At 39.7% G+C, this 22386-nt stretch carries 22 protein-coding genes; 6 read left to right on the top strand and 16 right to left on the bottom strand.

What is annotated here, in order from left to right:
- Positions 1-390: 390 nt before the first annotated feature.
- From KTH84_RS10115 to paaA, 14 genes are all read right to left on the bottom strand, one after another.
- Positions 391-1017 (bottom strand): hypothetical protein, encoded by a 627-nt coding sequence (locus tag KTH84_RS10115; protein WP_262473023.1) that lies wholly within the window; start codon positions 1015-1017, stop codon positions 391-393.
- A gap of 302 nt (positions 1018-1319) precedes the next feature.
- Positions 1320-1469: a hypothetical protein gene (locus tag KTH84_RS10110; RefSeq protein WP_262473022.1), complete on the bottom strand. Its 150-nt coding sequence runs from the start codon at positions 1467-1469 to the stop codon at positions 1320-1322.
- A 61-nt stretch (positions 1470-1530) separates the two neighbouring features.
- Positions 1531-2136, bottom strand: a complete 606-nt coding sequence (locus tag KTH84_RS10105) for a DapH/DapD/GlmU-related protein (RefSeq protein ID WP_262473021.1) — start codon at positions 2134-2136, stop codon at positions 1531-1533.
- Complete coding sequence (locus KTH84_RS10100; RefSeq protein ID WP_133974388.1) at positions 2123-3088, bottom strand: PaaX family transcriptional regulator C-terminal domain-containing protein; 966 nt, start codon at positions 3086-3088, stop codon at positions 2123-2125. Before KTH84_RS10100 ends, KTH84_RS10105 begins: the two co-directional genes overlap by 14 nt.
- 53 nt (positions 3089-3141) lie before the next feature.
- Entirely contained in the window at positions 3142-4431 is a 1290-nt protein-coding gene (paaK, locus tag KTH84_RS10095) for a phenylacetate--CoA ligase PaaK (protein WP_016138677.1), read from the bottom strand.
- A 40-nt stretch (positions 4432-4471) separates the two neighbouring features.
- Positions 4472-5680 (bottom strand): 3-oxoadipyl-CoA thiolase, encoded by a 1209-nt coding sequence (gene pcaF / locus KTH84_RS10090; RefSeq protein WP_262473020.1) that lies wholly within the window; start codon positions 5678-5680, stop codon positions 4472-4474.
- A gap of 12 nt (positions 5681-5692) precedes the next feature.
- A complete protein-coding gene (locus tag KTH84_RS10085; RefSeq protein ID WP_262473019.1) occupies positions 5693-7231 on the bottom strand; it encodes a 3-hydroxyacyl-CoA dehydrogenase in 1539 nt (512 codons plus the stop codon).
- 2 nt (positions 7232-7233) lie between these two features.
- Positions 7234-8025 (bottom strand): 2-(1,2-epoxy-1,2-dihydrophenyl)acetyl-CoA isomerase PaaG, encoded by a 792-nt coding sequence (gene paaG, locus KTH84_RS10080; protein ID WP_262473018.1) that lies wholly within the window; start codon positions 8023-8025, stop codon positions 7234-7236.
- Complete coding sequence (locus KTH84_RS10075; protein ID WP_262473017.1) at positions 8025-8798, bottom strand: enoyl-CoA hydratase-related protein; 774 nt, start codon at positions 8796-8798, stop codon at positions 8025-8027. The genes paaG and KTH84_RS10075 overlap by 1 nt, the downstream gene beginning before the upstream one ends.
- A 9-nt stretch (positions 8799-8807) precedes the next feature.
- Positions 8808-9869, bottom strand: a complete 1062-nt coding sequence (gene paaE, locus KTH84_RS10070; RefSeq protein ID WP_262473016.1) for a 1,2-phenylacetyl-CoA epoxidase subunit PaaE — start codon at positions 9867-9869, stop codon at positions 8808-8810.
- 23 nt (positions 9870-9892) lie between these two features.
- Positions 9893-10393: a 1,2-phenylacetyl-CoA epoxidase subunit PaaD gene (gene paaD, locus KTH84_RS10065; RefSeq protein ID WP_005041603.1), complete on the bottom strand. Its 501-nt coding sequence runs from the start codon at positions 10391-10393 to the stop codon at positions 9893-9895.
- A 16-nt stretch (positions 10394-10409) separates the two neighbouring features.
- The gene (gene paaC / locus KTH84_RS10060) at positions 10410-11165 is read right to left on the bottom strand and encodes a 1,2-phenylacetyl-CoA epoxidase subunit PaaC (RefSeq protein ID WP_262473015.1); all 756 of its coding nucleotides are present in this window, start codon (positions 11163-11165) and stop codon (positions 10410-10412) included.
- 12 nt (positions 11166-11177) lie between these two features.
- Positions 11178-11468, bottom strand: coding sequence for a 1,2-phenylacetyl-CoA epoxidase subunit PaaB (paaB, locus tag KTH84_RS10055; RefSeq protein WP_075431337.1), 291 nt, complete (start codon positions 11466-11468; stop codon positions 11178-11180).
- A 32-nt stretch (positions 11469-11500) separates the two neighbouring features.
- On the bottom strand, positions 11501-12439 hold the full coding sequence (gene paaA / locus KTH84_RS10050; protein ID WP_133974404.1) for a 1,2-phenylacetyl-CoA epoxidase subunit PaaA: 939 nt from the start codon (positions 12437-12439) through the stop codon (positions 11501-11503).
- 264 nt (positions 12440-12703) lie between these two features.
- On the opposite strand from paaA, the gene paaZ reads away from it, so the two are divergent.
- The 5 genes from paaZ to KTH84_RS10025 all read left to right on the top strand — a co-directional run bounded on the left by paaZ (position 12704) and on the right by KTH84_RS10025 (position 20032).
- Positions 12704-14806: a phenylacetic acid degradation bifunctional protein PaaZ gene (gene paaZ / locus KTH84_RS10045; protein ID WP_262473013.1), complete on the top strand. Its 2103-nt coding sequence runs from the start codon at positions 12704-12706 to the stop codon at positions 14804-14806.
- Positions 14807-15280: 474 nt separating this feature from the next.
- Positions 15281-17920: a DNA mismatch repair protein MutS gene (gene mutS / locus KTH84_RS10040; protein ID WP_202743818.1), complete on the top strand. Its 2640-nt coding sequence runs from the start codon at positions 15281-15283 to the stop codon at positions 17918-17920.
- Positions 17921-17980: 60 nt separating this feature from the next.
- Entirely contained in the window at positions 17981-18511 is a 531-nt protein-coding gene (locus KTH84_RS10035) for a GNAT family N-acetyltransferase (RefSeq protein WP_133974409.1), read from the top strand.
- A gap of 344 nt (positions 18512-18855) precedes the next feature.
- A complete protein-coding gene (gene fdxA, locus KTH84_RS10030; RefSeq protein ID WP_003650851.1) occupies positions 18856-19179 on the top strand; it encodes a ferredoxin FdxA in 324 nt (107 codons plus the stop codon).
- A 130-nt stretch (positions 19180-19309) separates the two neighbouring features.
- Positions 19310-20032: a D-Ala-D-Ala carboxypeptidase family metallohydrolase gene (locus tag KTH84_RS10025; protein ID WP_197730915.1), complete on the top strand. Its 723-nt coding sequence runs from the start codon at positions 19310-19312 to the stop codon at positions 20030-20032.
- A 45-nt stretch (positions 20033-20077) separates the two neighbouring features.
- On the opposite strand, the gene KTH84_RS10020 is transcribed toward KTH84_RS10025, so the two are convergent.
- A complete protein-coding gene (locus KTH84_RS10020) occupies positions 20078-20524 on the bottom strand; it encodes a GNAT family N-acetyltransferase (protein WP_262473012.1) in 447 nt (148 codons plus the stop codon).
- A gap of 204 nt (positions 20525-20728) precedes the next feature.
- Between KTH84_RS10020 and KTH84_RS10015 the strand changes: the two genes are divergently transcribed.
- Positions 20729-21397 carry an O-methyltransferase gene (locus KTH84_RS10015; protein WP_133974413.1) on the top strand — a complete coding sequence of 223 codons (669 nt, stop codon included), beginning with the start codon at positions 20729-20731 and terminating at the stop codon, positions 21395-21397.
- Positions 21398-21513: 116 nt separating this feature from the next.
- Here the strand turns inward: KTH84_RS10015 and KTH84_RS10010 are convergent, their stop codons facing one another.
- A complete protein-coding gene (locus KTH84_RS10010) occupies positions 21514-22356 on the bottom strand; it encodes a universal stress protein (protein WP_042897294.1) in 843 nt (280 codons plus the stop codon).
- Positions 22357-22386: the final 30 nt, after the last annotated feature.

Genomic DNA, 22386 nt, shown 5'->3' with positions numbered 1-22386 from the left:
ATAGAAATCAGTTTTTAAAAACTGCTTAATTAACTGTCCAACTTTATGGGGTCAGATCATCCTACCGCTACGGGAGGGAACGAGTAGTTCACCACACAAGGCTATTCCTCAGAAGGAAAAGCTCTGATGCGGGAGTTATTATGCGGTCTGCTAAAACCGACTGGCAATGTGGCCAGCAGGCAAAGGATAGTGTTCAACCCTTTTGCAGTCAAGCACACAAAATGACATTTGTTTTAAAATAGATCATTAAAAAGTAAGGATAAATAATGAGTGAGTTATTGTTAAATTGGGGTTTATAAACCAGCCAAGTGCAGATAAGTCTTGAGCTGAATATACACAGATATTGTGTGTATTACCGATTTGAACCAAGAAAATAATTTATTCTTAAATTTATTTTTTCATAGGTAGTAGTAAAACAGGGTCTTCAACATCATAACCAGTTTCTTCTGGAACCCCCAGATATTTAACTACAACTAACCTCTTATTTTGTTTAGGCACTCTATAATTTTGGGAAATTTTTATTGCTTTGGTGTAATGAACTGCAATATGGGTCTTACTTTGTAAAGACGGCGATTTTACAACATATTCTGTTTTATATTGTGTCATCTTTTCTGAAGGATCAAACCAAGCTGATATTTGATTCTGATGACTTTTTAATCTTTGAATTTTTACAGTCTTACTATTACTTACGATCAAAGGGGTTAAATTCTTTTTAATTTTTTTTATAGCCTTATTAAATCCACTACTATCTTGATCATAATCAATTTTATGGGTTTTTGGATTGATATATAGAGATCGAACTTCAATAAGTTTATCGGGTGATTTACTATTTAATAGATAATAATAGAGTTGTGGTAGACGTCCTCGACCATCTTCATAATGTCTTAATACATAAAGTTTCTTCTCTTTTTCCTGATAACCCAATACTTCAATTTTTTGTCCACCACCCACTGTCGCATAAGTATGTGCGGATAACGTAAAAATAGCACTAAAACTTAGAATTTTTAGAAACTTCATTAGCTGATATCCTTATGATTTTTTAGCTATCTTATATAAATATTAACCCGATTAAAATTACACTTCAGTAAGTGATGCTTGCTGTTTTTTCTATTCTTTTGTACAAAAGCATCCTCACTTACTGACTACTTATTGGTCTTATATTCCAATGCTGTACTCGATAGTTGTGCAATAGCCTATTTACCACACTTTTTGGGGAAACCTGCTTTTAGAATTGTTAAAGATACCTTGAGTGAAATATAAAAAAGTCCTCATTAGCGGACTTTGATTTATAAATTATCATTTTTTAGATGGAAAATTAATTAACGAATATAGAGTGGATCTTCTTCAACAAAAAATACCTCACCTGATGAAGGTAAAATCCATTGATAAGTTCCTTCTATTTTCTGCATTTTTTCTTTAAAAATATTATATATCGCTACAAGATCATGTTTTTCATCATATTCCCCCATATAGCCAAGCGCCTTTTCTTCATGAAAATCTCATGTATTGAAATCGGCTGATTAAAAGCCGTTAAACACTATCTTGTTTAATCTGATAGTTTGAAGAACTAAAGTCTTTGTAGGTCAGGCGGTCATCTAACTCTGAGCTTAAAGGCTGAACTTCTTGCATTGTATTTAAGCAGCGCTGGGCAAGCTCCATGTATTCTTGCGTACCGCGAGTTTTCCACTTTTTTTCTTGTTCTGATAAATCACGTGCAACCTTGGCAGGACTACCCATTGCCAATACATTTGCCGGAATAATATCTTTGGTTTTGACCAAGCTATTTGCGCCAATAATGGTGTTTTCACCAATTTCTGCGTAATCCAAAATCACGCTGTTCATGCCGACCAAAACATTTTTTCCAATGCGGCAGCCATGCAAAATTGCACCATGCCCAATGTGCCCCATTTCCTCAACTAAAGTCACGCTTTGCGGGAAGCCATGAATGGTACAGTTGTCTTGTATATTGGCATTTTGCTTAATATGAATACGTCCAAAATCAGCACGCAATGAAGCAAATGGCCCTACATATACACCCGCTTCAATAATCACATCACCAATTAAAACAGCCGTTGGATGTACAAAAGCCTCTGGGCTGACCACCGGAATAACACCGTCAATACTATAACAAGGCATGATTTACCCTCTCATTTGTCGCAACTAAACCTCCGAAACGGCGCCAATAATGCGCTGAGGCATTTGGCATTGGCCCTTCCGCTGTTGCAGCAACAGACAAGAAGTATTCATCCGCAGGTTCAAATACTTTTTTATAAATATTCATTGATAAAGTTCGTGCACTAATCGCTGGCCAGTCAGTTGGCAACAATTCAAGCGGTAATGCAGGGTCTTTTAATAAAATCCGTCGATAATAATGAATCAGCAAAGTTCGAATTTGAAAGGCCTGAACTGGTTCTAGTTGTTCGTTTTCTTGCATCAACAACACCCCAATTTCTCTAAAAATATCGAGAAACTGTAAATATCTTTGACGTAATTCATCAATTGGCCAGTTGGTTCTGAGCATACGCCCAATGGTATCAACCGAATTATTAAAGAGCTGCAATGTTTCGGCTTTAAACACCACCACTTGCTCACTCATATTTAAGTCAACCAATAAGCGTTGCAGTTCAATACGGTTACAACCTGGATAAGCCATTAAGTTTGTCGAAATATTGGCAAATCCTAACCATTCGAGTTCTTTTTTTAACAACGCTTTATTTTCAGTGTCGAGGCTAGACATGAGAATAAGATCCCAATAATGATCCCACTCTTTCATCTGGTCGTTATAAATGCGTTGCTCGGCCTGCAAATAGGTCGAACGGCTTGAATCGGTAATTCGATAAAAACTGGTTCTGCCGATTTTGTCTGAACATAACCAATCATTTTTAACTAAACGAAAAACAGAAGTTCTTACAGCGCGGTCATTAAAACCAAACAGCTCTAATAACTGAATCAGGCTTGCAAGACTAATGTTCCCACCCCGATGAAGTACTGAATCTCCAAAAATTGTCGAAATAAGCGAAGTTCCACTTAAGGTCTCATTCTTTACAACAGAATCAATTATTTGCTGTATTTTTGCACTCATACTCATGTCTTGGCGGCTAGTTTCAGGGTATAGATTCTATACCCTGAATGATCTTGATGTTAAGCAATCTGACGCATATCGATTACCCGCTTTGCCTTACCTTCCGAACGAGGTAAGGTCGCTTCTGTAACAACCTCTACAGTAACGCTAATCCCAATCATGGTTTTAATACGTTTCATCAACTCCTGAGCAAGCTGATTGGCCTGTATAGTACAGTTATGACACATCTCTGTACGAATATGCAAAGTATCCATATGTCCTTTTTTAGTCACCAAAATTTCATAATTTGGAACTAAATTCGGAACTTGCAAAATTTGCTCTTCAATTTGGGTTGGAAAAACGTTCACGCCGCGAATAATCAGCATGTCGTCACTACGGCCCACAATTTTATCCATTTTACGCATTGCCAGATTTTCTCCCGCCAGTAAACGGGTCAAATCACGGGTACGGTAACGAATAATCGGCAGGCCTTCTTTGGTAATGGTCGTAAAGACTAATTCGCCAAGTTCACCATCTTTACAGACTTCACCCGTTTCAGGGTTAATAATTTCTGGGTAGAAATGATCTTCCCAAATGGTTAATCCCTCGCCCTCACCTAGACATTGCATGGCAACACCCGGACCCATTACCTCAGACAAACCATAAATATCGAGTGCTTTAATATTGAGGCGTTCTTCAATTTCACGGCGCAGTTCGTTGGTCCACGGCTCGGCACCAAAAATACCGACTTTTAAAGACGTATTACGTGCAGTACCAAATTGCTGTTCCAGCTTTTCGATAATACTCACGCAATACGATGGCGTAACCATAATTGCAGTAGGTTTAAAGTCTTGAATGAGCTGGACTTGCTTTTCAGTTTGTCCGCCAGACATTGGAATAACCGTCGCACCTAAACGCTCAGCGCCATAGTGTGCACCAAGACCACCTGTAAAGAGTCCATAGCCATAGGCAACCTGAATCATATCTTTGGCACTTAAACCTGCCATGCGTAAGCAACGCGCAACGATGTCTGACCAAGTGTTAATGTCTTTTTGGGTATAACCCACCACGGTCGGTTTACCCGTTGTGCCTGATGATGCATGTAAACGCACAATTTGCTCTTGCGGTACAGCAAACATCCCAAACGGATAGTTGTCTCTTAAATCCTGTTTGGTGGTAAATGGAAACTTCGCCAGATCGTCCAAAGTTACGAAGTCATCAGGATGTACACCTGCGTCATCGAACTTTTTCTTATACACCGGACTATTTTCATATACAAAAGTCAGGGTTTGTTTTAACCGTTTAGTTTGCAGCTCTCTAAGTTCTGCAAGTGTTAATTGCTCAACATTATCCGTTGTAAGGCTGTCCATCGCCTCTCTCCTCATTATGTAATTTTAAAAACCGTCTGAATTAATTTAAATTTTCCAAAATCAGTGCGACACCTTGTCCGACACCCACACACATCGTGCAAAGTGCATAGCGTCCACCTCGTTTTTTTAGCTCGCGTGTTGCAGTAATCACCAAGCGAGTACCGCTCATACCTAACGGATGCCCGAGCGCAATCGCACCACCATTTGGGTTAACGCGTTCATCGTCATCTTTTAGACCTAGTTCACGCATACAAGCTAAAGATTGGGCTGCAAATGCTTCATTTAGTTCAATCACATCCATCTGATCTAACGTCAAACCTGTTTGCTTTAAAATTTTCTGTACAGCAGGTACAGGGCCTATACCCATATATTTGGGTTCAACACCTGCACTTGCAATGCCAATCACACGTGCTAAAGGTTTTAAACCATGTGCATCTGCAAATTCACGGTTGGTAATTAATACACATGCTGCACCATCATTTACACCAGAGGCATTGCCGGCAGTCACCGAGCCACCCTCTTTTTTAAAAGGTGCTTTTAGCTTCGCGAGTGCTTCTAGTGTCGTTTCACGCGGATGTTCATCTTGGTTAACAACATTCACGTTTTTCTTACGATCTACAATCTCGACAGGCAAAATCTCGTCGTTAAAGAAACCGTTTTGTTGTGCAGCAGCCGTTTTTTGTTGACTACGCAATGCAAAAGCATCTTGGTCTTCACGACTAATCTGATATTTTTCAGCTACATTTTCGGCTGTTTCCGGCATGCTGTCGGTGCCGTATTGTGCTTTAAGTTGTTTATTTACAAAGCGCCAACCAATGGTTGTGTCATAAATTTCAGGGGTTCGGCTAAACGCTTCGGTCGGTTTAGCTTGTACAAATGGTGCACGGCTCATCGACTCAACACCACCAGCCAAAACGAACTGTGCTTCACCTGCTTTAATTGAGCGTGCAGCAAGCCCTACTGCATCTAAACCCGATGCACACAAGCGATTAACAGTCATGGCTGGTACTGAATCAGGCAGGCCCGCCAACAATGTCGCCATACGTGCAACATTACGGTTGTCTTCACCAGCCTGATTGGCACATCCTAAAAATACTTCGTCTACAGTATTCCAAGGTAGGTTCGGGTATTTATCTTTTAAATATTTGATGGGCAATGCAGCTAAATCATCTGCACGTACAGCACCTAAGGCACCTGCATATCGTCCAATTGGGGTACGAATAAAATCGCAAATTAAAACGTCTTCCATGTTGACTCCTGATTATGCAAATTCGGTCATATCACGTGAATATTGAGTAGCAATGTTTTGAGTTTTCGCTACATATTGCTTGAGGTAGATACTCGCGCGATATTTTTCCTCTCCATACAGTGCATATAAGTTATTTAAGGTTTGGAGCACATAAGCACCGCCCATTTGTGTCAACCACTGGTAAGGGCCTTTAGGATAGTTCACTCCATATTTCATGGCATTATCAATATCTTCCAGACTCGCAACACCATGTAAACTTACTTCACATGCTTCATTAATGAGTAAAGCGATGGTGCGTAAGGTTAACAGTGCCGGATGGTCTTTAATCCACATGACGCTCATGCCAAATTGCGCAAAGTAAGCTTCAACTTTAGCCAAATCACTTGCTTCACACAGTTGGTTATGACTGAGCACCACAGCCTGAGCTTTTTCAAAATCATGATGCCAATCCATCAAAACCACTTTACGGCTCAGATAATGAATATTGGCTGATTCACCTTGGCTTAAACGTAAATCGATATCATCAATTTGAAGGATATTGTCGTCGCTCGCAGATCCGCTTTTTAAACCTAAACGCGTTAAAAAAGCAGGTAACTGAGACCAAGCACCTTTTAGCTGAATATGTGCATCGACTGGCTTGGCAACTACAGCTTGAGGCTGAAATGTCTCGTACTGATTTTTTTCGTTATAGCGATAAAAGCCCTGTTTTGACTTACGGCCCCAAGCACCCGCATCGACTAATTCTTTTTGAATGAGGCTTGGACGGTAACGTGGCTCGTAAAAAAACTCTTGATAAACGCTTTGCGTCACCGAAAAGTTAACATCTTGCCCAATGAGGTCTGTGAGTTCACACGGTCCCATCGCAAAACCGCCACATTGTTTTAACGCATAATCTAGTTGGTCGTAGCTGGTGACTTGTTCTTGCAGTGCTCTAAAACCTTCTGCATAAAACGGACGTGCAATTCGGTTGACAATAAAACCGGGAGTCGACTTGGTGAGTACTGGAATTTTCTTCCAGCCGAGCATCAAGTTTTTTAAAGCCAAACATAAGCTGTTTGGTGTTTTTAAGCCTTGTACAATTTCGACCAGTTTCATGACTGGTGCAGGGTTAAAAAAGTGTAAACCCACCACACGCTCAGGGTGAGCAATGCCCGCCGAAATTGCAGTGACTGAGACTGAAGATGTGTTACTTGCAAAAATGGTTTGCGCACTACAAATTTTAGCGAGCTGTTGAAATAAAGACTGTTTAACTTCTTTTTTCTCAACGACTGCTTCAATGACTAAGTCAGCATCACATAGCGCTTCAACTTGATTCACCAGAGTTAAATGCGCTAAGGCTTCATCAGCTTGTTGTTGGGTGAGCTTGCTCTTTTCAACCAATTTTTTAAACGTCTGCCCCAAGCCCTCAACGGCTTGTTGCGCTTTTTGATTATCTAAATCATATAAAATGGTCGAGTGCCCATTTACAATGGCTAACTGGGCAATGCCAATACCCATGGTGCCAGAACCAATTACCGCAATTCGGGCACAAGATAAATCTAAATCTGTCATGCTTAGCACCCTTTAAAGTTTGGTTCACGTTTATTCATAAAGGCTTGCACACCTTCACGATAATCTTCTGAACGTCCAGCAATACGTTGTAAATCTCGCTCTAACAACACTTGCTCATCAAAGGTGTTGTTGCTTGACTGATGAATTGCTTTTTTAATAAGAGATAGACCAAATGTAGGTTGTTTCGCTAAACGTTCTGCGAGCTCAGTGACTTTTGTTTTAAGCTCAGCGTCTTCAACCACATCCCAAATCATGCCCCATTCTTTTGCGGTTTCTGCTGGCAACTTGTCGCCTAATAAGGTCAAACCCATAGCGCGAGCATGGCCTACAGCACGTGGTAAAAACCATGTACCAGCCGAGTCTGGAACCAAACCTAAGCGGCAAAATGCTTGTACGAAGTTTGCCGATTTGGCTGCAATCACCAAATCACATGCCAGTGCAATATTTGCCCCTGCACCTGCTGCCACGCCATTTACAGCACAAATGACAGGCTTGGGCATATTTACAATCGTTTTAATCAGCGGGTTATAGTAAGTTTCAATGGAATATCCTAAATCTGGAGCTTCAGCATTTGGGTCTACTACACGATCACCTAAATCTTGCCCTGCACAAAAGCCACGGCCTTCGCCGCTAATCACCACACAGCGAACATCCGGATTTTTAGTCCACTGGTTTAAAATCTCAGCCACTTCACGGTGCATATCAACGTTAAAGCTATTCAGTGCTTTTGGGCGATTAAATGTCAGGTAGCCAACACCATTTTTTTCTTCAGCAATAATATTTTGATAGTCCATCACTCACCTCTAAACACTGGTTTTCTTTTCTCAAAGAAAGCGTTAATCCCTTCGTTTCGATCTTTTGTAGCCGCCAGCCAGACAAAGTTTTGACGTTCAAACTTGAGTCCCTGACTTAACGTTGTTTCATGAATACTTTTAATTGATTGTTTAATCACGCGAATCGCTAAAGGCGCTTGCTTCGCAATTTTGGCTGCAAGTTGAATGGCATATTCAACGGTTAATTCAGTCGGTACAACCTGACTGCAAATACCATGTTGCTCTGCCTGTTTTGCCGAAATCATCTCACCTGTCATTGCCCAGCGCATTGTGAGTTGCTGACCAACCAAGCGTGCTAAACGCTGTGTTCCGCCTGCACCCGGCAACATACCAAGGCCAATTTCAGGTAAAGCAAAACGGGCATTTTCACCACAAATCACCATATCCGAATGTAAAACCAACTCAAACCCAGCACCCAAGGCATAGCCATTGACTGCGGTAATCAATGGCTTACTAAAAGCATCAATTTTTTGCCAAAGCTTCGGGCGAATATCGAGTTGCAAAGTGACAGAATCCATAGCAGCCAACTCTGTAAGATCTGCCCCAGCCGCAAAACATTGAGCGTTACCCGTTAAAACCACTGCTTTGACTTGAGCATTGTGCTCAGCTTCTTCGAGCAATTCGCACAAACACTGCAATGTTGCATTGTTTAAAGCATTTCTTTTCTCTGGACGGTTTAGTGTTAATAACAAAACACCTTCTGCCGCTGTGTTGGCTTTAATCAACTCTTGCATGAGAAGCCTCTATTCATCAAAACTCAAACGAACATTTGGGCCTTTTGGCAAGGTCTGGCAGCTAAGTACATAGCCCTTTTCGACTTCATCTTTTTCAAGACTATAGTTAAGGAACATATCCACTTCACCAGAAACAACCTTACAACGACATGTTGCACACACCCCGCCTTTACAGGCATACGGTAAGTCAGCACCTGCACGTAAAGCAGCATCAAGAATACTTTCATCGTCTTGAGCCACAGAAACGATCAGCTCACGACCATCTAAAATGATGTTTACTTTTTCCTCTTTACGGTTTGCATCGGCTTCGGCACTACGTTTACGAACTTGTCCTGTATGGAAACGTTCCGTGTGAATTTTCTCTGCTGCAATGTCATAATTTGGTAACGTACTTTCTACAGCATTCATCATTTCGTCTGGGCCACAGGCAAAAACATGGTCAAAACTTGTTTCAAGTACATCAAAGTCAAAAAGCTGTTTTAGCTTTTCTGCATCAATACGACCATTCATCAATTCACTGTCGTTGAACTCACGAGAAAAAATATTGATGAGTTGAAAGCGTTCTTTAAACTGATCTTTCAAATCCATAATTTGCTCGGCAAACATGGTTTGTTTCCATGAACGATTGCCATAAAGCAAAGTAAAGTTGGCTTCAGGCTGTTCAAATAAAACCTGCTTAACAATCGATAAAATTGGGGTAATGCCACTGCCCGCGGCAACGCCTAAAAAGTTTTGTCCGCCCAACTTGGCTGCTTTTTGGAAAAACACGCCTTGTGGTGGCATCACTTCAAGCACATCACCTACTTTTAAATGGTCATTTGCCCAATGTGAAAATTGCCCCTGATCAATTTTTTTAACCGCAATACTGATGTCTTCTTTTGCAGCATAGCTACAAATTGAATAACAACGGCGGATTTCACCAGCTTCGGTTAAATGGCGAATTGTTAAATGTTGACCCGGTTGAAATTGAAATTGTTCTTGTTGTTCAGGTACAACGTCAAATGCAATACAAATTGCCTGATCGGTTTGAGGCGTAATACTTTTTACTTTTAATGGTACAAATTGGCTCATGGCTGATTTCCTTATCTAAAGACTTAAATACATTTGAAGTAATCAAAAGGCTCAAGACAGTCCTGACATTTATAAAGTGCTTTACAGGCGGTAGAACTAAACTCTGTTAACAGTCGGGTATGTCGGCTTTTACAACGTGGGCACTCTACGCCATCAATCAAATGAACATGCGTACCACATTGATGTGCCAACCCTTCAGGTGGCGCAATGCCATAAACTTGCAATTTCTTTTTACCCGCCTCAGACATCCAGTCCGTGGTCCATGCTTCTGATAAATCGACCATGACTTTGACTGGGGTCAACGCTTCTGCGGTAAATGCCTCAACAATTTGTGCTTTCAACATATCTGTTGCTGGGCAACCGCTATATGTTGGCGTTAGACGAACCACAATTTCTTGTTGATCGTTAATGTCTACACCCCGAATCATGCCTAAATCCACAACAGATAAAACCGGAATTTCAGGATCACTTACCGTTTGTAAAACATCCCAACATTGGTCGATGCAATGACGAATCATGTGCATGGCTCACCTCCTTGTCTTACCAGGTCATTCCCGGATAAGTTCTTTGAATACTTTGCATTTCAGCCAACAAAAACCCTAAATGCTCGGTATGCAATCCTTGTTTCGCACCACGGCGATAAGCGCCATTAACAGCAACATTTAATTCAAAGCGCTTAAGCTCATCTGCAATGGTTTTATCCCATTGTTCTTTTTCATTTGAAAAATCTGGAATCACGCCTTGAGCGACTAATGCTTGTTCGTCTGCATTAAGTTCAAATAACTCAGCGGTAAAGCGCCATAAATTATTTAATCCATCTTGTACACGTTGATGCGCTTCATCTGTGCTTAAACTTAAACGCTCCATCCAACTTGTAGAAAAACGAATGTGATACTTCACTTCTTTTAAAGATTTGACAGCAAGTGCGCTTAACTCAGGAAGTGAACTCTGGGTTAACGCAGTAAATAAATGAAGATGGTAATGATCTATTAGCCATTGGCGTATAATCGTTTGCGCAAAATCACCGTTCGGTTGTTCGCATAACAATAAGTTTAGAAACTCACGCTCTGTACGGAAATACGCAAGCTGATCTTCATCACGTTGGTTTTCATCATATTGGCCTGCCAAAGTCAGAAAGTTTCTCGCTTGACCTAACAAGTCCAAACCGATATTTGCTAATGCAATATCAACTTCAAGCTCAGGTGCATGTCCACACCACTCAGCTAAACGCTGTGATAAGACCAGTTGGCTATCGCCAATATGTAATAAGAATTTAGATAAAACTGAATGATTCATTTTCCCACCCCCTTACATATGCTCAATGCCGTCTGGAATATGGTAAAAAGTCGGATGACGATAAACCTTATCTAGAGCAGGTTCGAAAAATTCAGCTTTTTCATCTGGCTGCGAAGACTTAATAAGTTCAGAACGAACCACCCAAATGCTAATTCCTTCATTACGGCGAGTGTAAACATCGCGCGCATGTTGAAGTGCGATTTCGTCATCTGGTGCTCTTAAGCTGCCTACATGACGGTGGCTTAAGCCTTGTTTGCTACGGACAAATACCTCGTAGAGTGACCAGTTTTTTTTATCTTCCATTTTGATTTCCTCAAATTTTTCCATAAATCTCGTTAAGCCACTTTGTTCGCTTCAAGCTGCTGTTTTCTCGCATAGACCACTGCTGCATCACGAACCCATTTGCCGTTTTCCCATGCTTTACGGCGTGCTTCTATACGCTCGTGATTACATGGTCCACGTCCGGCAATCACTTCATTAAATTCGTGCCAGTCGATCTCGCCAAACTCATAGTGGCCTGTTTCTTCATTGAACTTTAAATCTGGGTCCGGTACTTCTAGACCAAGCTGCAAAATTTGCGGAACCGTGTTATCCACGAACTTTTGACGTAATTCATCGTTACTGAAACGTTTGATTTTCCACGCCATGCTTTGTGCGCTATTTGGAGAATGCTCATCACTTGGGCCAAACATCATCAGTGCAGGCCACCAATAACGATTTACCGCATCTTGTGCCATTTGTTTTTGTTCTGGTGCACCGTTTGCCAAAGCCATCATCGCTTCAAAGCCTTGGCGTTGGTGGAAACTTTCTTCTTTACAAATGCGTACCATTGCACGTGCATATGGCCCATACGAAGTACGGCAAAGCGCAACCTGATTTACAATCGCTGCTCCATCTACAAGCCAGCCAATTGCAGCTACATCTGCCCATGTCAGCGTTGGATAATTAAAGATTGATGAGTATTTCATTTTCCCATCAATCAATTTTTCCATCATGTCATCACGGTCAGCACCTAAGGTTTCTGCCGAACTGTACAGATACAAACCATGACCAGCTTCATCTTGTACTTTCGCCAACAAAACAGCTTTACGTTTTAAAGTTGGCGCACGAGTAATCCAATTGCCTTCAGGCAACATACCTACAATTTCAGAATGGCCATGTTGCCCGATTTGACGAATCAATGTCTTGCGATAGGCATCGGGCATTTCATCCTTAGCTTCGATCGTAATGTCATTGGCAATATTTTGTTCAAATTTCTGGTAGTTATTTTCCATTCTTCAATTCCCTGTAGGCATCACCCTTAAATCTATTTTTCGATACACCAAAAACAAAGTCAACCTATTTTTTAGTATCAAATTAAATTCACCCAATAAAAACAAAATAACCCATTGAAAATAATAAAAATTAATCAATTGTAAAAAACTTTTTTACTTTTAAAAATCAAAATAAAGTTGACTTTTAGACAAATTAATCTGAAATTATGAATCATATTTTTGCAATTTTTATAATTGATGTATCACATAAAAAGGAGTTTGGTCATGCTTGAACAAGCACACCTAGAAGGAACCACAACTGACACAGATTTTCAGCAGTCTGAGCATCAACTGCCTCATCTCGCTTCTTATGTCTATGGAACATGGCATTCGACCAGTGAAGAATTACGTCCTGTTTTGCATGCCATTACAGGTGAATCGATTTATGCCGTAAGTAGTCATGGCATTGATATGAAGCGTGTTGTTCAATATGCCAAACAAAATGGTTCAGAGTTAGCAAACTGGACGTTTCACCAACGTGCAAATGCATTAAAACAAATTGCTCAGCATTTACTTGAGCGTAAAGAAGAGTTCTACAAACTTGCCTATGCAACAGGTGCAACGCGTAAAGATGCATGGATTGATATTGAAGGCGGTATCCAGACCTTATTTGCTTATTCAAGTTTGGTTCGTCGTGAACTCAATGATGAAAAAATTATTACCGAAGATAGTTGGATTCAATTATCTAAAAATGGCACTTTCGGCGCTAAACACATTTTAAGCCCTAAAGCGGGTGTTGCAGTTCACATTAACGCTTTTAACTTCCCAATCTGGGGAATGCTTGAAAAGATTGCACCAACTTTACTTGCGGGTGTGCCATGTATTGTTAAACCTGCAACCGATGGCTCTCAATTAACTCAAGCTGTCGTAAAAGCTATTGAAGAAGCACATGTGTTACCAAAAGGCTCACTACAACTAATTTGCGGTCAAACATATGACCTGTTAGAGCATCTAGGCCCACAAGATTGCGTCACGTTTACGGGTTCTGCCTACACAGGCCAAAAATTACGTAACCATCCTCACCTCAATAAATATTCAATTCCATTTAGCATGGAAGCTGACTCGGTAAACAGCGCAATTTTAAGTCCTGAAGCAAATGAAGAAACGATTGATTTATTTGTACGTGAAGTCTTCCGTGAAATGACCACAAAAGCAGGTCAAAAATGTACCGCAATTCGTCGTGCTTTCGTTCCTGAAAAATTATTAACGACTGTACAAGAAAAGCTGACTGCCAAACTTGCGAAAGTTGTGATGGGTGATCCTCAAAAAGAAGAAACCACAATGGGGGCATTGGCGAGCATTAAACAAAAACATGACGTTGCAGAAAAAGTTGCTGAACTCAGCAAAGATGCAAAAATTGTTTTTGGTGACAATGATTCCTTTACATTTAACGCAGATCATCCTGAAAAAGGTGCTTTTTTCGCTCCAACTTTATTGTTATGCGAACAACCTTTGCAAGCGACACATGTTCATACCACAGAAGCTTTCGGTCCAGTATGTACACTCATGCCATATCAAAACATTGAAGAATTGGCCGACCTCGTTTCACGTGGTGAAGGTAGCTTAGTGGCTTCAGTCGTTAAAAATAATGATGAGAATATCGAACAGATTATTCAAAAAATTGCGCCTTGGCATGGACGTGTGCATGTATTAGATGCAGAGTCAGCAAAAGAAAGTACAGGACATGGTTCTCCACTGCCTCATCTTGTACACGGCGGGCCTGGTCGTGCAGGTGGCGGTGAAGAGTTAGGTGGTATTCGTGCGGTTAAACACTATATGCAACGCACCGCAATTCAAGGTTCTCCAAATAGCCTGACGCAGATTACCCACTCGTGGACTGCTGGCTCTAAAGTCAACGAAGACCGTGTACATCCATTTAAAAAGTCTTTTGATGAGTTGGTCATTGGCGAACGTTTATTAACGGCGCGTCGCACCGTAAGCGAAGCAGATATTGTCAATTTTGCTGGTTTAAGTGGCGACTACTTCTACGCGCATACCGACAAAATTGCCGCTGCTGAATCTTTCTTTGGTGAACGCGTTGCACACGGCTACTTCATTGTGTCTGCCGCGGCAGGTCTATTTGTAGATGCAGCGCAAGGTCCTGTTATTGCCAATTACGGTATGGACAACTTACGTTTTGTTGAACCAGTTAAAATTGGTGACTCGATTCAGGTTGAATTGACCTGTAAACAGAAAACACCTAAACCACAAAAAGACCCATCTCAACCTGCTCATGGGGTTGTGGTATGGGATATTAAAGTCAAAAACCAGCGCGGTGAACTTGTCGCAACCTACGACATTTTAACTTTAGTAGCACGTGATTTATAAATAGAGTTCAAACTGATGGATAGCCAATCTATCCATCAGTTTTTTATCTCACATAGGAGTTGAACTTATACTCCAAGGAACAATGCTCGAAAAACTACACACGGCTGGCACTGCTATTCCTGCATAATTAGCCACAATCTGAAATATCTAGATATAAAAAACTTCCCAAACAAAAAGATAATCAAAATTAAAAAATATTCATATTTAACAATCTTAACTACCTATTTATTTCTTTATTCATTTGAGGAATCTTTTTTGTCAATCAGCCTCAATTTGTTAAGATAGCAACCGTGAAAAATTAAGTTAAGTTCTTACACTCTGTTAACTCAACATTGACACTAAAAAAGGTACACTAAAAGGTATACTTTTTTCTTAGATTAAGCCAGATTTACACAGAAGTTGTTAGAATTGGTTGGACAACCAAACTTTCGAAGTTAACTTATTTATTATTGATTTTTTAAGGGTTTAATACGCATGAATAGCGCTGAAATCATGGCTGACTTATCTTCTCATACACCTATGATGCAGCAATATCTCAAAGTCAAAACGGACTATCAACATGCGTTGCTGTTTTACCGTATGGGTGACTTTTATGAACTCTTCTTTGAAGATGCTCATTTAGCAGCCAAACTTTTAGGTATCACCTTAACCCATCGTGGTAAAGCGAGTGGGCGACCGATTCCAATGGCAGGCGTTCCCTATCACGCGGCAGAAGGTTATCTTGCACGTCTTGTTAAAGCTGGACGAACTGTAGCCATTTGCGAACAAGTTGGAGAAGTGACAGGTAAAGGTCCGGTTGATCGTCAAGTTGTTCGTATTCTTACTCCAGGTACTTTAACTGATGATGCATTACTCAGCAGTTATCAATCATCCAATCTCGTTTCATTATGCATACATCAAAATCAGATTGGTTTTGCTTTACTCGACTTAAGTGCAGGCATTTTTAAAGTCCAACAACAAGATTACAAGCCAGAACAATTGCCTATTGAACTTGCACGTTTAATGCCAAGTGAAATTTTGATTGATGAAGACTTGGTCGACACGAATATTATTGAGCAAATAAAAAAACACTTAGAGTGCCCCGTTACCAAACGCCCAAATGTAGACTTCAATCAAAATAATGCACAAAAAACCTTATGTGATCAGTTTACGGTATCAACGCTTTCAGGTTTCGGTTTAGACCCATTGCCTCTAGCCAAAGCTGCTGCCGCCGCACTTATTCACTATGCAAAAGAAACTCAAAAAACTGCATTACCACATATTCGCTCAATTCAGCTTGAACAAAGCACGGACTTTATTGCGCTCGACCCAATCACACGTCGAAACTTAGAAATTATTGAACCATTATTTGATCATGGAACATCATTATTCCAACTGGTGAATGATTGCCAAACTGCAATGGGTGGACGTTTACTCAGCCGTACACTGATGCAACCTGTTCGTGATACCGCATTACTCGATGGTCGTTTAGATGCCATTGAGCAATTAATTCAGGGTTATCATGAAAGCCCAGTGCGTTTAGTGCTTAAAGAAATTGGTGATATTGAGCGTGTGCTTAGCCGCGTTGCACTAGGCAGTGCGCGACCACGTGATTTAGTGCAGCTTCGTCATGCATGTGCACAAATTCCAGCTTTAAGAACGGCATTAACCCCAGTCATTCAAGCGAAAAAATCCAAACTATTAGTTCAACTTGATCAAGAACTTGGTGATTTTAAAGCGCTTCATCAACATTTGATGGCTGCCATTGTTGAAAACCCACCTGTATTACTTCGTGATGGCAATGTAATTGCAGAAGGATATGATGCTGATCTTGATGAATTACGCCAAATTCGCGATCACGCAGGTCAATTCCTCATTGATTTAGAAATTAAAGAGCGTGAACGTACCGGCATTAATACCCTTAAAATTGGTTATAACCGTGTAAGTGGTTACTACATCGAACTCACTCGTGCTCAAGCAGAACAAGCTCCAGCCGATTATATCCGTCGCCAGACTTTAAAAAATGCTGAACGCTACATTACCCCTGAACTAAAAAGTTTTGAAGATAAAGTTTTGTCGAGTGAGTCGCGCGCATTAGCACGTGAAAAAGCATTATTCGAAGCTTTACTTGAAAACCTTCGCGAAAATATCGCTCATCTTCAAATGATGAGTTCAGCAATTGCTCAAATTGATGTGGTTGCTAACTTTGCTCATCAAGCACGTTTAAACAATTGGGCGCGTCCTGAATTTACCCCAGAAACTGGCATTAAAATTCAGGCAGGCCGTCACCCTGTAGTTGAAGCATTAAATAAAGCACCATTTACACCAAATGATACTTTTCTTGATGCCCAACACCGCATGGCAATCATTACCGGACCAAACATGGGCGGTAAATCAACATTCATGCGTCAAACAGCATTAATTAGTTTGCTTGCTTACTGTGGCAGTTATGTGCCGGCCAAAGCAGCTAAGCTTGGCCCAATTGATCGAATTTTTACCCGTATTGGCTCAGCCGACGATTTATCTACAGGCAAATCGACCTTTATGGTTGAGATGACAGAAACTTCACAAATTTTGCACCATGCGACCAATCAATCACTTGTATTAATGGATGAAGTTGGCCGTGGAACCAGTACCTATGATGGTTTGTCTTTAGCATGGGCATGCGTGGTTGATTTAACCAAACGCGTAAAATGTTTGTGTCTTTTTGCCACGCATTATTTCGAGTTGACTGAACTTGGTGGTGAAGCAGGAATTGATAACTATCATGTCACGGCACAAGAGCTTAATGGCAATCTGATTTTATTACATAAGGTTCAGCAAGGCCCTGCAAGCCAAAGCCATGGTTTACAAGTCGCAAAATTAGCCGGTATTCCTGCTAATGTAATTAAAGAAGCGCAGAAGCGTTTACGTATTTTGGAAAAACAGCAGCAGCAACATCTACAAACCAGCTTTCAAAATGACTTATTTGCTCCACCAGATGCGAACGCTGGTTCACCAATCATAGAGAAAGTTGTCGAAATAGAAGTTTCATCTCCTGCTCTAGATTTACTTAAGCAAATTGAAGTCGATAACTTATCGCCTCGCCAGGCGCTTGAGCAACTCTATGAACTGAAAGCTGCGCTAAAATCATAATAGACATATCCGAATAAGCAGGCTTAGGTCTGCTTATTTATATCAGAGAATAATATTTATATGGTCTTAAGAACTTTACAAAATTCAGAAATAGATCTTATTTGGCAGCATATTAGTCGCCGTGAATTAATCACTCAAATGTATATTCAAAATCACCAACACTTAGAATTGGTTGATTGTTTTTTTGATGTCCAACATTGGGATTCATATCATTTAGAAAATGACCCACCAAAATTAAAACAGCTCTATGAGCAAAGCGCGTTATTTATCGGTGCATTTGATGCTTCTGAAAAACTCGTTGGCGTGAGCGTGGTGTCGAATCAAATCATCTCTGATTATCCTCACGCTAAATTATTGCACTATTTCTATGTCGACGCAGACCAGCAAGGTAAAGGCATTGGTGCCAAACTTATGCAAGCTGCAAAAGAGTCCGCCAAACAACTCGGTGCAAAGCAACTATATATTTCAGCAACCCCAAGTCGGCGCACTGTAGATTTCTATATTAAACATGGAGCACAACCATTAAGCGCTCCAGATCAGCAACTTTGGCAACTCGAACCTGAAGATATCCATTTACTTTGCCCCCTTTAGTTTTACAGATTTAAAGAATTTTCGACAAAAAAACAGAAAATCAAAATTTATAAAAGAAAAAATGAGAAGTTAAGGCATCTAATAAAATAGATGGCTTGACTTAAATGACATCTGAATATTCAAAGGAAATATTTTTTAAGTAATTGTTTTATAAAATATATTATTATTTTAATTTTATAGATTAGTACATCTTAAGGCTGGAAGATCTGTTTGATTATCAACGTATTAACTTATCTTCATATGCATGAATAAAGAATATCAATAAAAGCAATTGTTTGTTTACCCCTTTTTTGCCTAAAATAAGCTATTCGAAATGAAACCATATTTTTTAGGTAGCTGTCGCCATGACCTTTGTTGTCACTGAAAATTGTATTAAATGTAAATACCAAGATTGCGTAGAAGTTTGTCCTGTAGACTGTTTTTACGAAGGTCCGAATTTCCTAGTGATTAATCCGGATGAATGTATTGACTGTGCATTATGTGAACCAGAGTGCCCGGCAAATGCAATTTTCTCTGAAGATGAGTTACCAGAAGGTCAGGAAGTGTTTATTGAATTAAATGCCGACCTTTCTCAAAAATGGCCTAACATTACTCAAATTGGTGATCAACCAGCTGACCGTGAAGAGTGGAACGGCAAACCTGACAAATTACAATATCTTGAAAAGTAATTTCAAAAAAAGATCAGCAACCGCTGATCTTTTTTATACCCTATTAAAACATTTCATTGCAAATTCCTCGTAATTTGTGCACTGTTTTGCATTAAAATAGCTCCAATATTTATAAATGCTTAATTTTCTTATGCGGAAGTTTTTGCAGAGTATGGTGCCCTTATGCATAATCCCAGCGGTTATGGTAGGTTGTGTCAGCTCTCCCCAACACACAACAACAGGCAAAACCTCTCCAAGTGGTAAACGAATTTTCATTCCACAAGAGCGCGTTATTATTGAGCGCCCGATTCCCCCTAAAGTTGAGCCTACATCTTATCGAAATTGGTTAAGTTCTGGTGAAAATTACGGACGTGTTCGTGAATACGAAAAATTCTTAACCAAAAACAATGTAGCAGGCATTGTGCCGAGTTTTGAACTATTACGTTCAGCACGAGATTGGCAAAAATGTGGCCGTTCAGAATATGCCGTACCAAATCGTGAACTTTGGGGAAATTCTTTATCGACCCTACGCGTATTTAAATATTTAGTTGCGTCAAAAGTTTTAACCGACTTTGAAGTAACCTCTGTTTACCGAGATTTACCTTTAAATGAATGTGCTGGTGGTGCGAGCTCTTCTAAACATTTATTTAACTCTGCAATTGATTTCCGTATTGGTCCTGAGTTCCCTCAAGCTCAAGATTATGCTTTTATCGAAAACACCAAGTTTAAACTCTGTCAATTTTGGGCACAGCATGGCCAAAGCTTAAATATGGGTATTGGTTTGTATAGCTCCGGACAGATTCATATCGATACTCAAGGCTATCGTACTTGGGGACCTGATTTAACTCGAAGCAGTTCGATGTGTAATTTCTAAATTAAAAAACTCCTTTCAATTGAAAGGAGTTTTTACTTAAGCCTATTACAAGCGTTTGGCTAAAGAGATAAGTTTTGAACGTGTTTTAAAGCCCTGCTTCTTATAAAAATCTTCAGAAATAGATTCTCTCAATGTATGTAGAACAATGGTTTCTATATTATTTTCTCTACACTTTTCTTCTATATACTTTAAAAGCTTAGAACCAATTCCTTTTCCCTGATATTGGGGATGAATAAAAAAATCATCTAGATAATAACGAACCCCTTGTATCGTTGGATGAATATGTCCCATCCCAACACCAATTAATTGGTTTTCACATTTTGCGCAAAATCCAAAAGAACATGAATATTGAAAATAACGCTCAAAATATTTTCTCACGGGTTCTAAATCATCAAACTGCTCATTCCATGGCTCATTACTAAAAGCTGAACAATAAACCTCAATGCCCTCTTCAAAATCTACACGTGTGAAAACACCCAACATAATATCCATCGCATCTATACATTCCTAACTAAAAAATTGATAAAAAATAAGCAAGAAATGAGCCTTTTTATACTTACTTTTTAATTTGGGTGAGCTGCTTAAAAAATTAATTTGCTCATTTCCCAATCAACCAAAATTTCTTGAAACGAAGATTTTTGCACTCTATGCATAAATGTTTAAAATACCCCTATCAACATATAGGTAAATTTGATTATGCAGCAGATGTGGACAGACATTGACGAATATATCGATTCACATTTAATTCCCGAAGACCCGCGACTCGAATATGCATTAAAGAATACCGATGAACATGGCTTCTCAAATCATCTTGCAGTGGCTCCTAACCAAGGAATGTTCTTGCAGATGCTTATTCAAATGAATAAATGCAAACGAGTTTTAGAAATTGGAACCTTTGCTGCATACAGTACAATTTGGTTAGGCCGTGCATTACCTGAAGATGGTTATTTACTGACCATAGAAGGCCGTGACACTCACGCAGAAATGGCACAAAAAAATATCGACCATGCGAATCTTCCTGTAAAAGTTGAGCTTAAAACTGGCCGTGCCGCAGATATTCTTTCTGCGATCGAACCTCAATCTATCGAGCCTTTTGATTTTATTTTCATTGATGCTGATAAACAGGGTTATCCGGAATATTTAGAATTGAGCCTGAAATTCTCCAGATCAGGTACGATTATTGTGCTTGATAATGTGATTCGCGCAGGTGATATTTTAAATCCAGATAATAAAAAACCAAGTATTGAAGGCATCCGTGAAATGTTTAAAGCTCTCGAAAATCACCCGCAAATATTGTCTTGTACAGCATTACAAACAGTTGGTTCAAAAGGTCATGATGGCTTCGCAATTGCAATTGTGAAATAACGGTTAAAAAATCGTCTTATTTATTTTTTTATTTATAATCAATAAATTACTTTTATTACTGTTGCTTTTCCATATAGTTATCCACAAGTTTTGCGGATAACTATATGGAAATCTTATTATTTAGCCACAAGCAAGGGTACAGTCGCGTTTCGGAATATGGTTGTTGCAATACTTCCCAAGAAGAATTGATGAATCTTGCTATGACTAAATGCCCCAAGCACAATAATTTGAATACCATGTTCTTGTTGGTACTCTAAAATATTTTGTGCAACATCACCATAGCGATATACGGTCACCACATCAATGCCCGCTTGTTTAAGGTAATGCTCAGGTTCATTTAAAATTTCTGGATGATCGCCTACATAGACCAAATGACATTGTAGTGTTCGCAATAAATCACTTTGCGCAATGCGGCGCATCATTTTTTGACAAGTTGGTGAATATTCATAAGCGAAGATAAATCGCGTTGGTATTTTAAAATTTTCACCAATGGTCAAAACAGTACAGTTGGCTCCGCGAATAAAGTTTTCAACATTACTGCCAATTGGTTTATGTTTTTCGGCAGCTCTTTCCCCGACTCGACCTAAAATCACAATGTCATTTTCATGCAAGAGATTAAAACTTTGCTCTAAAAAATCGCCTTTTTCTTGAATTTTTGAACAAGTTATATCGTGTTTTTCTTTAATAAGATCGGAAATATGACGGAGTAAATTATTGCTATAGTCTAAAGCGAGTTCACTTTGTTTTTGTTCCAGCTCAGCTAACTCTTTTAGCAGCATTGCATTGCTTTCAAAGCCGATTACTCCACTAATTTCACCTAAATGATAACTTGCAGGGTAATAGTCTAGAATTTGTAATAATACAAGTTCTCGTCCGGTTGCTTTAGCAACCCATGCTGCTGCATCGGCAATAGCATTAATACACGGTGATGAGTCAATACACGCAATAACACGGTTCATGTTAGCCTCTCTTCTTCAGGTCTATTGCCT

The organism is Acinetobacter sp. WU_MDCI_Abxb74 (genome assembly GCF_025513915.1).
GTDB lineage: Bacteria > Pseudomonadota > Gammaproteobacteria > Pseudomonadales > Moraxellaceae > Acinetobacter > Acinetobacter calcoaceticus_C.
This window is presented reverse-complemented; position numbering and strand designations above follow the sequence as displayed.

Coding starts and splice junctions, on each gene's coding strand:
- paaG (WP_262473018.1), bottom strand. CDS start 8,025: ATGGACTATCAAAATATTATTGCTGAAGAAAAAAATGGTGTTGGCTAC.
- paaE (WP_262473016.1), bottom strand. CDS start 9,869: ATGAGCCAATTTGTACCATTAAAAGTAAAAAGTATTACGCCTCAAACC.
- paaB (WP_075431337.1), bottom strand. CDS start 11,468: ATGGAAGATAAAAAAAACTGGTCACTCTACGAGGTATTTGTCCGTAGC.
- paaD (WP_005041603.1), bottom strand. CDS start 10,393: ATGCACATGATTCGTCATTGCATCGACCAATGTTGGGATGTTTTACAA.
- KTH84_RS10015 (WP_133974413.1), top strand. CDS start 20,729: ATGCAGCAGATGTGGACAGACATTGACGAATATATCGATTCACATTTA.
- KTH84_RS10025 (WP_197730915.1), top strand. CDS start 19,310: ATGCGGAAGTTTTTGCAGAGTATGGTGCCCTTATGCATAATCCCAGCG.
- paaC (WP_262473015.1), bottom strand. CDS start 11,165: ATGAATCATTCAGTTTTATCTAAATTCTTATTACATATTGGCGATAGC.
- paaZ (WP_262473013.1), top strand. CDS start 12,704: ATGCTTGAACAAGCACACCTAGAAGGAACCACAACTGACACAGATTTT.
- KTH84_RS10010 (WP_042897294.1), bottom strand. CDS start 22,356: ATGAACCGTGTTATTGCGTGTATTGACTCATCACCGTGTATTAATGCT.
- KTH84_RS10035 (WP_133974409.1), top strand. CDS start 17,981: ATGGTCTTAAGAACTTTACAAAATTCAGAAATAGATCTTATTTGGCAG.
- paaA (WP_133974404.1), bottom strand. CDS start 12,439: ATGGAAAATAACTACCAGAAATTTGAACAAAATATTGCCAATGACATT.
- pcaF (WP_262473020.1), bottom strand. CDS start 5,680: ATGGAAGACGTTTTAATTTGCGATTTTATTCGTACCCCAATTGGACGA.
- KTH84_RS10105 (WP_262473021.1), bottom strand. CDS start 2,136: ATGCCTTGTTATAGTATTGACGGTGTTATTCCGGTGGTCAGCCCAGAG.
- KTH84_RS10110 (WP_262473022.1), bottom strand. CDS start 1,469: ATGGGGGAATATGATGAAAAACATGATCTTGTAGCGATATATAATATT.
- fdxA (WP_003650851.1), top strand. CDS start 18,856: ATGACCTTTGTTGTCACTGAAAATTGTATTAAATGTAAATACCAAGAT.
- KTH84_RS10085 (WP_262473019.1), bottom strand. CDS start 7,231: ATGACAGATTTAGATTTATCTTGTGCCCGAATTGCGGTAATTGGTTCT.
- paaK (WP_016138677.1), bottom strand. CDS start 4,431: ATGGACAGCCTTACAACGGATAATGTTGAGCAATTAACACTTGCAGAA.
- KTH84_RS10075 (WP_262473017.1), bottom strand. CDS start 8,798: ATGCAAGAGTTGATTAAAGCCAACACAGCGGCAGAAGGTGTTTTGTTA.
- KTH84_RS10115 (WP_262473023.1), bottom strand. CDS start 1,017: ATGAAGTTTCTAAAAATTCTAAGTTTTAGTGCTATTTTTACGTTATCC.
- mutS (WP_202743818.1), top strand. CDS start 15,281: ATGAATAGCGCTGAAATCATGGCTGACTTATCTTCTCATACACCTATG.
- KTH84_RS10020 (WP_262473012.1), bottom strand. CDS start 20,524: ATGGATATTATGTTGGGTGTTTTCACACGTGTAGATTTTGAAGAGGGC.
- KTH84_RS10100 (WP_133974388.1), bottom strand. CDS start 3,088: ATGAGTATGAGTGCAAAAATACAGCAAATAATTGATTCTGTTGTAAAG.